Origin of the sequence: Achromobacter sp. (assembly GCF_050285565.1) — a bacterium.
Classification (GTDB): Bacteria; Pseudomonadota; Gammaproteobacteria; order Burkholderiales; family Burkholderiaceae_B; genus Achromobacter.
The window spans coordinates 447728-462950 of the sequence record NZ_JBLZXG010000001.1 but is presented as its reverse complement, the minus strand read 5'-3'; the positions used below and the strand labels follow the sequence as shown (position 1 = coordinate 462950).

Below are 15223 nucleotides of genomic sequence, written 5' to 3'. Positions count from 1 at the left end.
GGACGCGTGGTCGACAAGGGCGACACCCACGTCCTGCACCCGGAGCGGATTCGCGCGCAGGTGCGCGCGTTGCTGACCGAGCCAGATACCCCACTCGCCGACGACGATCACCTGATCGAGCTCGGTCTCGATTCGTTGCAATTGATGCGCCTGGTCAATCAGTGGCGCAAGGCAGGCGCCGACGTGAGCTTCGCTCAACTGATTGAACGCCCCCACCTGCGCGAGTGGTGGCCGCTCCTGGCCCGCCCCGTTGCACACAAGGGCGCATCCGATACACCGCCACCGTTGGCAGAAAGCATCGCGGCACCATTTGCGCTAACCGATGTACAGCATGCCTACTGGATTGGCCGCGGTGACGAGCAGGTGCTCGGTGGCGTGGGGTGTCACGCTTATCTTGAACTAGATGGTCGCGAGGTTGATCCGTTTCGCCTGGAACACGCATGGATGCGCCTGCTGGATCACCATCGTATGCTGCGTGCGCGTTTCGATCAGCAGGGACGGCAGTTGATCGCCGATGCGCCAGCCGACACCATCCGCCGGGTTCACGTGCAGGATCTAAGGGAGTGTTCACAAGAGGCCGTCGAACAAGCCCTGCTGGCGATCCGAGAGCGATTGTCGCATCGTCGCCTGCGGGTAGAGGAAGGCGAGGTCGCCGCTTTGTCTCTGAGCCTGTTGCCGAACGGGGCGACACGACTGCATCTGGACATCGACCTGCTGGTCGCCGACGTGCAGAGCCTTCACATCATCTTTCGCGATCTGGCCGCGCTGTATGCCCGCGGCGCAGAGCCCCGCGCACCCGCCGACTGGCACTTTGGCGATCACCTCGACACGCAGGCTATCCGACAAACCGATTCGCTCGCCCGTGCCCAGGCCTACTGGCGCAAGCGTCTACCGGCATTGCCGGGCGCACCCGCGTTGCCATTGCGCTGTTCCCCCGAAACACTCGCCACACCCCGCTTCGAGCGACGCTGCCATCGATTGCCCGCCGCTCAGTGGACACGCATCCAGCAGCACGCCGCTGCGGCGCGTGTCACCCCAGCGATGGTCCTGGCGACGGCCTACACGGAAGTGCTGGCCGCCTGGAGCGCATTGCCGCATTTCCTGCTCAATTTGCCGTTGTTCGACCGGCATGGCGATACTCCTGGACTGGACGACGTGGTAGCCGACTTCACCAATCTGCTGCTGCTCGAGGTGGATTGCCGCGAGTCGATACCATTCGCGGCGCGCGTGCGCGCCTTGCAAGCACAGTTCCACGCCGATGTCGCACACAGCGACTGGTCAGGCATACGCATCCAGCGTGAACTGGCCCAGCGCGGCGACGGCGAGCGCAGCTTCGCGCCGGTCGTATTCGCCTGCAACCTTGGCACGCCACTGCTTGACGCCTGCACACGCCAGTCGCTGGGTGAACTCGGCTACATGATCTCGCAAACGCCCCAGGTTTGGCTGGATCACCAGGTCTACGAGATGGACGGGGATGTTCTGCTCGCGTGGGACGCGGTAGACGCTTTGTTCCCCGACGGCTTGATCGAAGCCATGTTCGGCGCGTATATCGGGCTGCTCGAAAATCTGGCCGGAGATGCCTGCACGTGGCAAGAATTTGTTCCGGCGTTAATACCGCCTGCGCAGCGTGCGATACGCGAGGCAGTCAATGCCACCGACGCTCCATTGACGCCGCGCACCCTGCATCAGCCGATCTTCGCACACGCTGCATCGCACCCGGAAAGCACCGCACTCATCGACGGTACGAACGGCCATGTGATCGACTACGGCACGCTCGCTCACCGGGCATTACAGGTGGCCGCGCTGCTGTGCGAATGCGGGGTACAACCCGGTGAACCCGTGGCTGTTACGCAGCCCCGCGGCATCGACCAGATCGTCGGCGTGCTCGGCGTGCTCGCTGCTGGCGCGTGCTACGTGCCGATCGGCATTGCGCAACCCGCCGCACGACAGGAACGCATTCATCGACGTGCCGGCGTGCGGCATGTGCTGACGGATGCGACACACGTTCGAAACTCCGGTGTGCGCTCCATCACGCTGGTCGATGTCGCAGAGGCTGCGCAAAGAGCGCCACTGCCAGAACCTGTGTCCGTCGAACCGGGTCATACGGCCTACGTAATTTTCACGTCCGGTTCGACCGGCGAACCCAAGGGCGTCGAGATCAGTCATCGCGCCGCCGCGAACACGCTTGATGACCTCAACCAGCGGTATGCCGTCGGCTCAAACGACCGCGTACTGTCCGTCTCCGCGCTGGACTTCGACCTGTCTGTCTACGACCTCTTCGGTCTACTTGGCGTGGGTGGCTCCGTGGTCCTGCTCGGAGAAGATGATCGACGAAACGCGGCGACCTGGCTACAACTCGTCCACGAACACCGCGTGACGCTCTGGAACAGTGTGCCGGTACTGCTAGACATGCTGCTGGTCGCCGCCGAAGGCGACAGCCGACCCTTACCGCTACGCCTGGCGATGGTTTCCGGCGACTGGATTGGACTGGATCTGCCTCGACACCTCCAACGGATGGCTCCCGGCACCCGTCTTATCGCCATGGGCGGTGCCACCGAAGCCGCGATTTGGTCCAATCTGTGCGAAGTCCCAAGGCTGATCCCGGCCCATTGGCGTTCGATTCCCTACGGCAAACCGCTAACCAATCAGCGTTTCCGGGTGGTCGACGCGCAGGGCCGCGACTGCCCCGACTGGGTACCCGGCGAACTGTGGATCGGTGGCACAGGCGTCGCACGCGGCTACCGCGGCGATCCGCAGCGCACCGCCGAATGCTTCGTCGAGCACGATGGGAAGCGCTGGTACCGTACCGGCGACATGGGGCGCTACTGGCCCGATGGTACGCTCGAATTCCTCGGTCGGCGCGATCACCAAATCAAGCTGCGCGGACATCGCATCGAGCTGGGCGAAATCGAAGCGTCCTTGCTCGCGCAGCCGGCCGTGCGCCAAGCCGTCGCGCTGGTCGCCGGGCAGCCGTCGGCGCTGGTGGCCGCGCTCGTTGGCGACGGTACACTGGACACCAATACGCTGGCCACCGCGTTGCGCGGCCTGTTGCCGGACTACATGGTGCCGACACACTGGCACGTGCTTGATGCCTTGCCACTCAGCACCAATGGCAAGGTTGATCGGCGCGCGCTGGAAACGCTGATCGGCACGCAGCTCTCGGCATCGGCTACGGATCGGGCGCTACCCGACGGACCGCTGGAAGACATGATCGCTGCGGTCTGGCGCGAATTGCTGCAGCGCGACTGCATCTATCGCGATGATCATTTCTTCCAGCTTGGAGGCGACAGCCTGCTTGCGACCCAGGTGGTGGCCCGGCTGCAACGCGAAGGGTTGCACGCCACCCAACCACTGCGCCGGCTTTTCACCCAACCGGTGTTGGCGGACTTTGCCGCGATCTGGCAGATGGAGGGTACGGTCGCATCGCCCATTCCGGCCTTGTATTCCGATGCATCCGCACGCCACGAACCGTTCGCACTCACCGAAGTCCAGCGGGCGTACTGGATGGGGCAAGCCGATGGATTACCGCTGCACTGCGGCACCACTTACCTGATTGAACTCGATGGCGCACACGTCGATCTGGAGCGCTTCGACGCGGCTTGGCGCATGCTCTGGGATCGGCATGACATGCTGCGTGCCTGCGTGGACAACAACGGCCGCCAGCACGTACCTCGAGAGGTTCCACCGGTGACTGTGCACATCGACGCCCCCGCGCCGAATGCCGACGCGGCACAGGCGCGAATCGCTGGATGCTGGCACAAACGGGATCGCTCCCGCAGCCGGGCGCCACTGCACTTTGTGCATGCGGTGCCGTATGCCGGCGGTCGCTGCCGGCTGGGGCTGTTCTTCGACTATCTCACACTGGATGGGTACAGCATCAAGCTGCTGCTCGGCGAACTCGCGGCGTTGTACCGAGACCCCTCGCAGGTGCCTGTTTCCCCGCGGCTGGGCTTTCGGGATTACGTAACGCAGTGGGTTCCAGACGCCGCCGCACAAGACGAGGCGAAACGCTACTGGCTTGAACGGCTCGATACCCTGCCGCCAACGGCCGCGCTACCGCTTGCCTGCGAGCCGGCCACCCTTGGGCACGCGACATTCGCGCGCTGGCATACCCGATTGTCAGCACCGTGCTGGAAGAGCCTGCGCGAGGCCGCTCACCATCATGGACTGACCCCGTCGGTCCTGTTGCTAACCGCCTATGCGCATGTGTTGTCGCAGTGGAGTAGCGGCACCGCACACACGCTCAACCTGACCTTGTTCGACCGGCGCGACGTGCATCCGGACGTGCATCGGATACTTGGCGACTTCACCGCGCTGGCGCCGGTGGCCTTCGACCCGCAATCCCGAAGCGACCTGCTCGGTTGCGCGCGAGATATGCAGCACCGTGTCGCGGAAGTACTGGAGCATCGCGCCGTCTCGTCTATTTGGGTGCAGCGCGAACGCGCGCGAACGGTCGGACTGCAGGCCGCCGCACTGCCGGTGGTGTTCACCAGCACGCTCGGCCTGGCCGATGGTTTCCTTGAAAACCTGCCGGCGGGTTTTCCGGATCTGGCCGGCGGAGGCCTGTCGGAAACACCGCAGGTATGGCTCGACCACCACGTGTACGAGCATCATGGAGAACTGCTGCTGTCTTGGGATGTCGTGCAAGGATTGTTTCCCGAGGGGCTGATCGACGCGATGTTCGACGCCTATATCGGTTTTCTCAAACGGCTTTCGTCCGAGCCGCAGGTTTGGAACCTGCCGTTGCCATCGCTGCTTCCACCCACTCAGCGCGCAGTTCGGGACGCCGTCAACGCCACCTATGCGCCGTTCACGTCACGTACGCTGCATCTTCCGGTCTTCGGGCAAGCTGCATCGCACCCGGAACGTACCGCACTCGTCGACGGCAAGACTGGTCAGGAGATCGACTACGGGACACTCGCACGACGCGCACTGCAAGTGACCGCGCTCCTGCATGAGAAGGGCGTGCTCGCAGGCGATGCAGTCGCACTCACGCTGCCGCGCGGCATCGCGCAGGTCGTCGCCGTGCTGGGCATCCTCGCCGCAGGCGCCTGCTATGTCCCGATCGGTATCGCTCAGCCAGTCATACGTCAGGAACGCATGCATCGACGTGCCGGCGTGCGGCATGTGCTGACCGATACGGCTAAAATGCCAGCATTCGCTGCCCTTGGCGTCCGGCCCATAGACATCGCCGAAGCCATCCATATATCGCCGATTTCCAAGCCGGTACCCAGCGAGCCGGATGATACGGCTTATGTGATCTTCACATCTGGTTCGACCGGCGAGCCCAAAGGCGTCGAGATCAGCCATCGTGCCGCCGCGAACACGCTTGATGACCTAAACCAGCGGTATGCCGTCGGCCCACACGACCGCGTACTGTCCGTCTCTGCGCTGGACTTCGATCTTTCCGTCTACGACCTCTTCGGTCTGCTTGGCGCGGGCGGTGCCGTGGTCCTGCTCGGGGAAGACGATAGGCGCGACGCGGCGACCTGGCTACAACTGGTCCACGAACACCGCGTGACGCTCTGGAACAGTGTGCCGGTGCTTCTGGACATGCTGCTGGTCGCCGCCGAAGGCGACAGCCGACCCTTACCACTACGCCTGGCGATGGTTTCCGGTGACTGGATCGGACTGGATCTGCCTGGGCGGCTGGTCCGCTTGACAACATTCGCTCGCTTTATCGCCATGGGCGGAGCCACCGAAGCAGCCATTTGGTCGAACGTGTGCGACGTCGAAGTCCCCCTGCCGGGTCACTGGCGCTCGATTCCCTATGGCCGGCCACTCTCCAATCAGCACTATCGGGTGGTCAACGCGCAGGGATACGATTGCCCAGATTGGGTTCCGGGCGAGCTGTGGATTGGTGGCACGGGCGTCGCACGCGGCTATCGCGGCGATCCGCAACGCACCGCCGAATGCTTCGTCGAGCACGATGGGCAGCGCTGGTACCGTACCGGTGACATGGGGCGCTACTGGCCCGATGGAACGCTTGAATTCCTCGGCCGTCGTGATCACCAGATCAAGCTGCGCGGCCATCGCATCGAGCTCGCCGAGATCGAGACCGCGCTGCTCGCGCAACCGGATGTGCGTCAGGCTGTCGCGCTGGTCACCGGGCAGCCGCCGGCACTGATGGCAGTGCTCGTCGTCGACGCGATGCCCGAAACCGACGCCCTTCGCACCGCGCTGCGCACGCTACTGCCCGACTACATGGTGCCCACGCACTGGCAGCAACTCGACGCCTTGCCGCTGAGCGCCAACGGCAAAGTCGATTATCGTGCGCTGGCCGAACAACTCGCCAAGGCCGCATCTCCCCCCGTGCCCTACGACGCTCCCTGCGACCCGCTGGAGCAGGAACTGGCCGCGCTGTGGGCACAGGTTCTGGGTTGCGAGCGGGTGTCGCGCCACGACGATTTCTTCCAACTGGGCGGCGACAGTTTGCGCGCGACGCGGCTGGTCGAGTCACTGCGCCGGCGCCGATTGGCCAGTGCCGCGCTGTCACTACGCAGTGTGTTCGCCGCCCCGACGGTCGCTGCACAGGCCGCATGGTTGCGTTCGCAGCGCTATACCGGCGGATACGCACCTGCCGCTGTCGATGCCACTTTCGAGGAAGGTACGCTATGAATCCCGCCACGCTCATCGCCGAACTGGAGGCGCTCGGTATCTCGCTGTGGGTCGAAGACGGTCAGCTACGCTTTCGCGCACCAGCCGGCACGCTGACCGACGAGCGCAAGGCCGCCCTGCGTGCACACAAAGATGCGCTCATCACGTATCTCGCGACCGACAACGACGGCGCTGTCGTAGCCGACCCCGAAAATCGTCATGCCCCGTTTCCCTTGACCGACGTGCAGGCGGCCTACCTGGTGGGACGCGGTGAAGCCTACGACTACGGTGGTGTCGGTTGTCATGGCTACGTGGAACTGGACATGCCCGACCTCGATCCCGCACGCCTGGAGCGATCCTGGCATCGCCTGATCCGGCGGCACGACATGCTGCATGCTGTCGTCTCGCCGGAAGGATGGCAGCGGGTGCTGGACGACGTGGTTCCGCCCGCCCTAGTCGTCCAGGATCTGCGCGGCCAGTCCGCCCAACGCGTGCAGACAGCTTTGGAACAGGTACGCGCCGGGATGTCCACCCGCCGCTACGCCCCCGACACTTGGCCGCTCTATGAATTGCAGCTCAGCCGAACCGATGCCGGCAGCCGCCTGCACCTGTCGCTGGATCTGCTAATCGCGGATTTCGTCAGCATCCAGGTGATGCTCGCCGAACTCGACCAGCTTTACCGCATGCCCGAAGCCGCCCCCCCACCACCCGGACTCACATTTCGCGACGCGATGCTTACCGTGCGGCGTGTCCGCGAATTGCCTGCGCATCGTGCCCGCTACGAACGCGATCGTGCTTACTGGATCGCGCGCCTTCCCGATCTGCCCGGCGCACCGGAGCTTCCGGCGCGAGAGAATCCCCGGCGGACAGGGTCGGTGTACTTCGAGCGTCATGCGCTGGTGCTGTCTGTCGCCAACTGGCAGGCGTTTTGTACCCATGCAAGCAGCAGGCGCGTGACCCCTTCCTCAGCACTGCTGTCGGCATTCGCCGACACGATTGCCCGTTGGTCTCGGCAGCCGTCGTTTTGTCTGAATGTGACGGTATTGAACCGGCTGGCAATCCACCCGGATATCTACCGGATCGTCGGTGACTTCACCTCGATCAATATCCTGGAAGTAGCCGCCGCCCCCGCCGCCAGCTTCGGCGAGCGCGCCCTGCAGTTACAGCAACGGCTCTGGGAAGATCTGGAGCACGCCAGTTTTTCGGGCATCGACGTACTGCGCGAGATGGCACGCGAACGGCAGCAGCGTGACCTGATCATGCCCGTGGTGTTCACCAGCACGCTTGGCGTCGATCCCGACACAGCCAACCCGGGCATCGATGGGGAATTCATGCAGGGCGCCAAGCTCGGCTATGGCATCACCCAGACACCGCAAGTCTGGCTGGACTGCCAGGCGAGCGAACGCAGCGGCGCATTGCATCTGAACTGGGATGTGCGCGAAGGCGTCTTCCCACCGGGTCTGATCGAGGAGGCTTTCGAGGCTTTCAGCAACCTGCTCCGGACGCTGGCCGCGAACGATTGTGCCTGGCTGGACGAAGATCCACTCACGCTGACCGCGACCACGCTGGCGTGTCGGGCCCGGGTCAACGACACGGCGGCACCGCTGCCTCACGGCACGCTGCACCAGGGTTTCTGGCACCAGGTCCGGCAACAGCCGCACGCACCTGCGGTGATCGACATCCATGGCACCACCTCGTATGGCGAACTGATGCAGCGGGTGGCAGCCGTCGCTCAGACCTTGCACGATATCGGCTACCCGAAGGGCGAGTGCATCGCCATCGCCATGGACAAGAGCGTTGCGCAGATCGCGGCGGTACTGGGCATCCTGTGGGCTGGCGGCAGCTATCTGCCGATCGACCTGCAGCAGCCGACAAAGCGTCGAAATGCGATTCTCGCCGATGCGCGCGTGCGCTATGTGCTCGCCGATGCGGACAGGCGAGACGCGGTATGGCCGGAGGGTATCCAGGTTATTGCCGCCGACGGTCTCGCACCGCTGCGGCAGGATTTCGACGCGATGGCGCCAGCGCCAGTCGATCCATACCAGCTCGCCTATGTGATCTACACTTCCGGCACCACTGGAACGCCCAAGGGCGTGATGATGAGCCACGGAGCAGTGCTCAACACCATCGCCGACATCAATGTACGCTTCGGCCTCGGTGCGAAGGATCGTGTCCTGGGTCTGGCGAGCCTCGCCTTCGACCTGTCCGTCTATGACATCTTCGGCACGCTCGGCGCAGGCGGCACGCTGGTTCTGCCAGATCCCGCTCGGCGCGGCGATCCTGCGCACTGGGCCGAATGCCTTACAACGCAGGGCGTTACGGTATGGAATTCAGTGCCCGCACAGATGCAGATGCTGCAAAGCTATCTGGACACCGAACCGGCCGTCATGCCGTCCAGCTTGCGCCTGGCGCTGCTATCCGGCGACTGGATTCCAACCGGGCTACCCAATGCCATCCGCGTCCACTTCCCGGGATTGCGCGTGATCAGCCTGGGCGGCGCTACCGAAGCGGCGATCTGGTCGATCTGGCACGAGGTCGGCGAGGTGCCAACCGACGCCCGTCGCATCCCTTACGGCGTGCCGCTGGCGAACCAGCATTTCCAAGTGCTGGATGCGCGGATGCGTCCCTGCCCGAACGGAGTGCCGGGCGAGCTCTACATCGGTGGCGTCGGTCTCGCGCTGGGTTACCTGCACGACCGCGAGCGCACCGAGGCGCGCTTCGTGCGCCATCCGGAGAGCGGCGAGCGCCTCTATCGCACCGGCGATCTGGGACGTTACCGTCTGGATGGGGTCATCGAATTCCTGGGACGCGAAGACGGTCAGGTCAAACTCCGCGGTCATCGCATCGAACTGGGGGAAATCGAAAGTGCATTGCAGGCCCATCCCGATGTGGCCATGGCTGTGGCAGTCGTGTGTGGCGACACCACGATGGATCGACGTCTGGCCGCGTTCGTCGAACCGGTAGCGCAGGCGCAGCCCGACAACGGTGACGCCCATCTTCAGCTCGCCGCTGCGGCGTGCGGCGCAGGCGAGCAGAGTGTCGCCTCACTGGATCGTGCAGCCTTCCTGCGCTGGGTTGCCACGGCCGATGACATCGCACGACTGAACATGCTCGCGGCGTTGCGTAGCTTCGGTCTTTTTTCCGATCTCCAGACCGATCATGGTCTGGAGGAGATTTTCACCCGTAGTGCTACTGCCGCCGCACACCAGCGTTTGCTGCGGCGGTGGTTGCGGGTTTTGTGCGAAGCCGGCTGGCTGGCGCGGGACTCCGAGCAGGGCCACTATCGCCTGCTTCGTGAACCGGCCGCTGGCGGGGCCGAGCAACGCTGGGACGAACTCCAGCAACTCGAAAAACAGGTACGCTACAGCAGCGAACTGCTGCGCTATCTGCACGAGTCCAGCACACACCTTCCCGGTCTGCTTCGCGGCGAGGTCGATCCCTTGGACCTGCTGTTTCCGCAGGGCCGGCTGGACACGGCGGTGGCCGCCTACAACGACAACCTGGTCAACCGCTGCATGAACGCCGTAGTCTGCGCGGCTACCCGAGAGATAGCGGCGGTGCGGACTCGCCCCGGCGACGCGGCGCGGCCATTGCGCGTGCTGGAAATCGGTGCCGGTGTCGGCGGTACCAGTCGCGCGTTGATCCCGGCGCTGGCCGATTTCCCGGTCGACTATCTCTACAGCGACGTCTCGACATTCTTCCTCAATGAAGCCCGCGAACGTCACGCCGGCTACCCATGGGTCCGCTATGGCCTTTTCGATCTCAACCAGGACTATACGCCGCAGGGTCTGAGTGCCGGCAGTTGGGATGTGATCGTCTGCTCCAACGTACTGCATAACGCGCGACACGCCCCGACCGTGCTTGAACGTCTGCGCGAGCTGGGTGCGCCCGGTAGCACGCTGATCGTGATCGAGGCCACCCGCGAAATCGCGGCGCTGATGACCTCGATGGAGTTCCAGACCGGCTTGTCCGGCTTCGTGGACGAGCGTGACGCGCTGGACCAGACGTTCTTCACTCGCGCGCAGTGGGAGTGCCTGTTTGCCCAGGTGCGCGGCGAGCTGGTATGCAGCTATCCACCATCGGACGACGCGCTGGCCAGCGTCGGACAGACCGCCTTTATAGTGCGCTTTCCACAGGAACGAGCGGTCCTGTATGAGCAGGAACTGCGCGATCACCTGCGTGATCGGCTACCCGGACACATGCTGCCCAATCGACTGGAGTGGCTCAATGCCCTGCCGTTGTCGCGCAACGGCAAAGTTGATCGCACCGTACTTCAGCAACGTGCGCAGGAGGCCAGTCATCCCGACGTCGCGCCGACGAGCGAACGGCCGCACGATGAGCTGGAAGCACGTATCTCGGACCTTTGGGCAACCGCGTTGGGCCGTGATGGCATGGGTCGCGACGAGGACTTCTTCCAGGCTGGCGGCGATTCCCTGCTGATTGCCCAAGTCGTGGCAAAGATGCGCGAACGCCTGCCCGAAGCACAAGGGTGGGAGTGGGACCGTCTGATGCGAGAAGTCTTGCGTGCGCCCACTGTGGCCGCTATGGCGGTGACCTTGCGGCGCACCGCCGACGATGGGGCCGACGAAGGGGGCCATGTGGTGCCATCACCCCTCCTTTCGCTCGTACCCGCGCGAGGTCCCACGGATGTGATTCATGTGGTGCTGCATGATGGCAGCGGAACCCTGGCACCTTATCGCGCACTGCTGCCTCTGCTCGCTAAAGCCCCCGGCCGGATCGGCGAAATAGTCGGGCTCACAGTGCCCGATGCCAAGACGTATCTGGCACGCGACCCGCGGCGACTGATTCCGGAATTGGCCGGTGAGTACGCGGCGCTGCTGCGGGCACACGGTGCCCGGCGCTTTCACCTGATCGGTTACTGCATGGGCGGCCTGTTGGCCACCGAGGTGGCGCGAGTGCTGCTGGAAGCTGGCCTGATGCTTGACCCCGTCACTGTGATCAGCAGTGACCGCTTTCGCTATCGCATCGACGACGACCTGCTGCTCGAACGGGCCTTTGGCGGCCTGCTCGGTGCAGATATTGCTGCCGCCGGCCATACGGTGGACAACATGCAACTGGCACGGGCCCTTCACGTCCTGCGCGAGCGCCACGGTGAACACCTGCCGGCCGGTTGCCTGCAACAGTTGACTGGCGAATTACGCGAGGTCGGCGAATGCTACACGCAACTGGCGCAAAAGCCTGCATCACAGCGGCTCCTGGCTTTGGCGGCAACCGTCTCGACTAGGGCATGGGAGGTGGTCGACACGCAGGTCGAGAGCTTGTTCCACATTTTCCGCCATAGCCTGCGCGCAGTGGCCTGCTACCAGCCCGACCCGTTCGCGGGCGACTTGCACCTGCTGCACGACGACGAGGCGCTGTACTTCCTGCCCGGTTTGCAGCCAGACATGAAAACATTCTGGACCGGGATCGCCCTGGGCGACATCCGCGTTGACCGTATCGAGGGCAACCATCTGTCCTGCCTGCAGCCGCCGCACGTGCAGGCCGCCGCCGCACGCATCCTGCGGGAGCAGGCGGCATGACGGCCCCCATGATCGGCATTTTGGGCGCCAGTGGTGCCGTTGGAAGCACCGCATTGGCAAGCCTGGTCAGCGAGGGTCGGTATGTATTGCGCGCGGGCTACCGATCACGACCGCCACGCGGCGATACAACCTCTTGCGTCGAGCGACAGCAAGTGGACGTCGACGACGAAGCTTCGCTTGCGCGCTTTTGCAAAAGTTGCTCGGTCGTACTGAATGCGGCCGGTCCGTCCTGCCGCATCGGCGACCGGGTCGCGCGCGCCGCCGATGCGGCTGGCGCCCATTACGTCGATGCTTTCGGCGGTGCCCTGTTGGTCCAGCAACTCACTACGCTACCGTTGTCTCCCGAACGGTGCGTCATACATTCGGCTGGCGTCTATCCAGGGTTGTCCGCTTTGCTGCCACGCTGGATGGCCGGACAGGGCTTCGATCTCGTGCTCGCATTGCGTGGCTGGGCGGGTGGGCGCGAGCGCTGTACCCCTGCAGCGGCTGCCGACGTGCTGCTCAGTACCGTACAGGGTTTCGGCCAGGCCGGCACCGCGTGGGTCGAGGGTCGCCGCATGGCGGGAGCGCTGGCGCCGCGCGACGCGGTCGAAGTGGTGGGATTTCCGGGCCGAGTCCGCGTGCAGCCGTTTTTCAGTGAGGAACTGGAACAGCTTGTGGTGGAACTCGGTCTGCACGATGCGCAGTGGAACAATGTCATGCCCGGCGCCCGAACGATCGGCATCATCAGTCGCTGGCGTAGCCGACTGGGCACACCTGAATCGATCGACGAAACGTGGTTGGCGCAGGCCGTCGCAGAATTGGTACAGACCGCCCAACTCGATGTCGCCGGGCAAACGCCGTATTACCGTCTCGTGATCGAAATGGAAGGGGTACGAGCGGAACAGCCACACCATCTGCGCGCCGTCCTGCGTGCGCCGGACAGCTATTGCGTGAGTGGCGCCGTCGCGGCGAGTGCCGCTCTATGTCTGCTCGATGCTCCACCGGAGCCAGGTGTCCATAGTGCAGACCGCGTGCTTGTGTGGAATGCGGTACGCGATCGCTTGCAGACGTGGGGCGTGATCGAAGCCTTCAACTTGGTGGAATTGTCGGCGGATGATATCCATGCGGCGACGACGTCCGTGGAGGAAGGGGCGCTATGACGACACGGCCATCTCGCCTGCGCGCTGTCGTTTGCGGCACGACCTTCGGGCAGACCTATCTGAACGGGCTCACCAGCCTACCGGAACATTTCGAGCTGGCCGGCATCCTGGCGCGCGGCAGTCCTTTTGCACGCGCGTGTGCAGAGCGGCACCGCGTACCACTCTATACCGCGGTGGAACAGTTGCCCCCAGCCATCGATTTGGCCTGCGTGGTCGTTCGCTCAGGTGTCGTCGGCGGCGCCGGGACAGCGCTGGCAAAAGCCCTGCTAGAACGCGGCGTCCATGTGTTGCAGGAACAACCCGTACATCATGACGAACTGGCCAGCCTGTTGCGCCTTGCGCGCAAGGCGGGATGCCAGTACCGACTGAACGGCTTCTACCCGGACGTGGCCCCCGTCGCGCGCTTCATCGCTGCGGCCCGCCATGTGCTTGGGAAACGCCGTGCGCTTTTTCTCGATGCCGCGTGCAGCATCCACGTACTATATCCGTTAATCGACATCATTGGGCAAGCACTGGGCGGTCTGCGCCCATGGTTCTTTGTGCTGCAATCAGTCGCAGAGTCCGACGCGGGGCCTTTCACATGCGTTAGCGGTCGGCTCGGCGGCGTACCGTTAACGCTGCGCGTACAAAACCAGCTCGACCCACGCGACCCGGACAACTATATTCATCTGTTCCATCAGATCGCGCTCGGCACTGACGGCGGCACATTGACGCTCGTCGATAGCCACGGCCAGTTGCTATGGCATCCACGGATGCACTTGGAACGACGCGGCGACGGTGTCATCGATCTGTCGGCTGAACACCAGGCTGTCTCGCTTTCTGTCAGCTCGACCATCGGCCCGGCAGCGGCACCGTCCTATCATCAGGTATTCAACGAATACTGGGCTAAAGCGGTGGCACGCGGCCTGTTGCGCTTTCGTGACGCCATCCTGGCAGGCAGCCAGGATACAGCGCTCCATCAGTACATGCTTGGTGCCGCCAAGGCGTGGGGCGAGTTAGGAATGCAGCTTGGGCCGCCCCGGGACATCGCGCCCCCCGATACGCTGCCGCTGGCAGTGGACGGCATCGCCGCACATGTCCAAGCGTCGGTAGGAACATGATGATCCCACGTCTTCGGCCGCCGGCGAACTCGCCATGGTTTCGTATTTACAGTCCCCGTCCGCACGCGACAGCGCGACTGATATGTCTGCCACACGCCGGTGGCGCGGCCAGCTTCTTTCGTGGTTGGATCGATAGCTTACCCGACACCGTGGAACTGGTCGCCATACAATATCCCGGTCGGGAAGAGCGCATTGATGATGAACCGGTCGACACGATGTCGGCACTGGTCGATTCACTGGTCAAAGCCATGCCCTCGCTCATCGATCGGCCCTACCTGCTGTTCGGACACAGCATGGGGGCAGCAGTCGCTCATGAACTATGCCTCGCATTGATGCAACGTAGCCTGCGTCTGCCGCAACGTCTGGTCGTGTCGGCGCGGGAGGCGCCGATGCATCACCAGAGCGGCCACTGGCATGGCGCAACCGATGCAGCCTTGTGCGAGGAACTAGTCCGACTTGGCGGGACATCGTCTGCACTGTTGGAATCGGACGAACTGCGAGCGTTGATGCTACCGGTCATACGTTGCGATTACCGATTGATCGAAACCTATCTTCCGCCCCGAAGCGATGCACCTTTGCCGCTATCCATCAGTGCCTTTATCGGTCGCGGTGATGGCGAAGTAACCGCGCGGCAGGCCTCCGATTGGAGGTTGTTTGCGACAGGGGAATTCGAGCTGCGGGCTTTTGATGGCGGCCATTTCTATCTCCAAAATCAGAAAGCGGTTGTCGTTGCTGATCTGGTTCGCTTATTGCAGATGTCCCATACCTCAGTCTGGCCGTCAACACCTTGAGCGACTTTCGCTGATGGTGATCTGCTGTCCAATTTTTGGGGGGCAGATCACCT

The 15223-nt window shown here is 63.8% G+C and carries 5 protein-coding genes; all 5 read left to right on the top strand.

Annotated features, from left to right (window positions below; all coding sequences use genetic code 11):
* The first annotated feature begins 6 nt into the window (after positions 1-6).
* Genes ACN6O8_RS01990 through ACN6O8_RS01970 form a run of 5 tightly spaced genes read left to right on the top strand, consistent with a single transcriptional unit; the run spans position 7 to position 15170 of the window.
* A complete protein-coding gene (locus ACN6O8_RS01990) occupies positions 7-6618 on the top strand; it encodes an amino acid adenylation domain-containing protein (protein WP_427989404.1) in 6612 nt (2203 codons plus the stop codon).
* Positions 6615-12137, top strand: a complete 5523-nt coding sequence (locus ACN6O8_RS01985; protein WP_427989403.1) for an amino acid adenylation domain-containing protein — start codon at positions 6615-6617, stop codon at positions 12135-12137. Before ACN6O8_RS01990 ends, ACN6O8_RS01985 begins: the two co-directional genes overlap by 4 nt.
* On the top strand, positions 12134-13279 hold the full coding sequence (locus ACN6O8_RS01980; RefSeq protein ID WP_427989402.1) for a saccharopine dehydrogenase NADP-binding domain-containing protein: 1146 nt from the start codon (positions 12134-12136) through the stop codon (positions 13277-13279). The genes ACN6O8_RS01985 and ACN6O8_RS01980 overlap by 4 nt, the downstream gene beginning before the upstream one ends.
* Positions 13276-14379, top strand: coding sequence for a Gfo/Idh/MocA family oxidoreductase (locus ACN6O8_RS01975; RefSeq protein WP_427989401.1), 1104 nt, complete (start codon positions 13276-13278; stop codon positions 14377-14379). Before ACN6O8_RS01980 ends, ACN6O8_RS01975 begins: the two co-directional genes overlap by 4 nt.
* Positions 14376-15170 (top strand): thioesterase II family protein, encoded by a 795-nt coding sequence (locus ACN6O8_RS01970; RefSeq protein WP_427989400.1) that lies wholly within the window; start codon positions 14376-14378, stop codon positions 15168-15170. Before ACN6O8_RS01975 ends, ACN6O8_RS01970 begins: the two co-directional genes overlap by 4 nt.
* Positions 15171-15223 lie beyond the last annotated feature (53 nt).

What these genes read in the sequence shown, in the direction of transcription:
- ACN6O8_RS01980 (WP_427989402.1), top strand. Translation starts at nt 12,134, where the DNA reads ATGACGGCCCCCATGATCGGCATTTTGGGCGCCAGTGGTGCCGTTGGA.
- ACN6O8_RS01985 (WP_427989403.1), top strand. Translation starts at nt 6,615, where the DNA reads ATGAATCCCGCCACGCTCATCGCCGAACTGGAGGCGCTCGGTATCTCG.
- ACN6O8_RS01975 (WP_427989401.1), top strand. Translation starts at nt 13,276, where the DNA reads ATGACGACACGGCCATCTCGCCTGCGCGCTGTCGTTTGCGGCACGACC.
- ACN6O8_RS01970 (WP_427989400.1), top strand. Translation starts at nt 14,376, where the DNA reads ATGATGATCCCACGTCTTCGGCCGCCGGCGAACTCGCCATGGTTTCGT.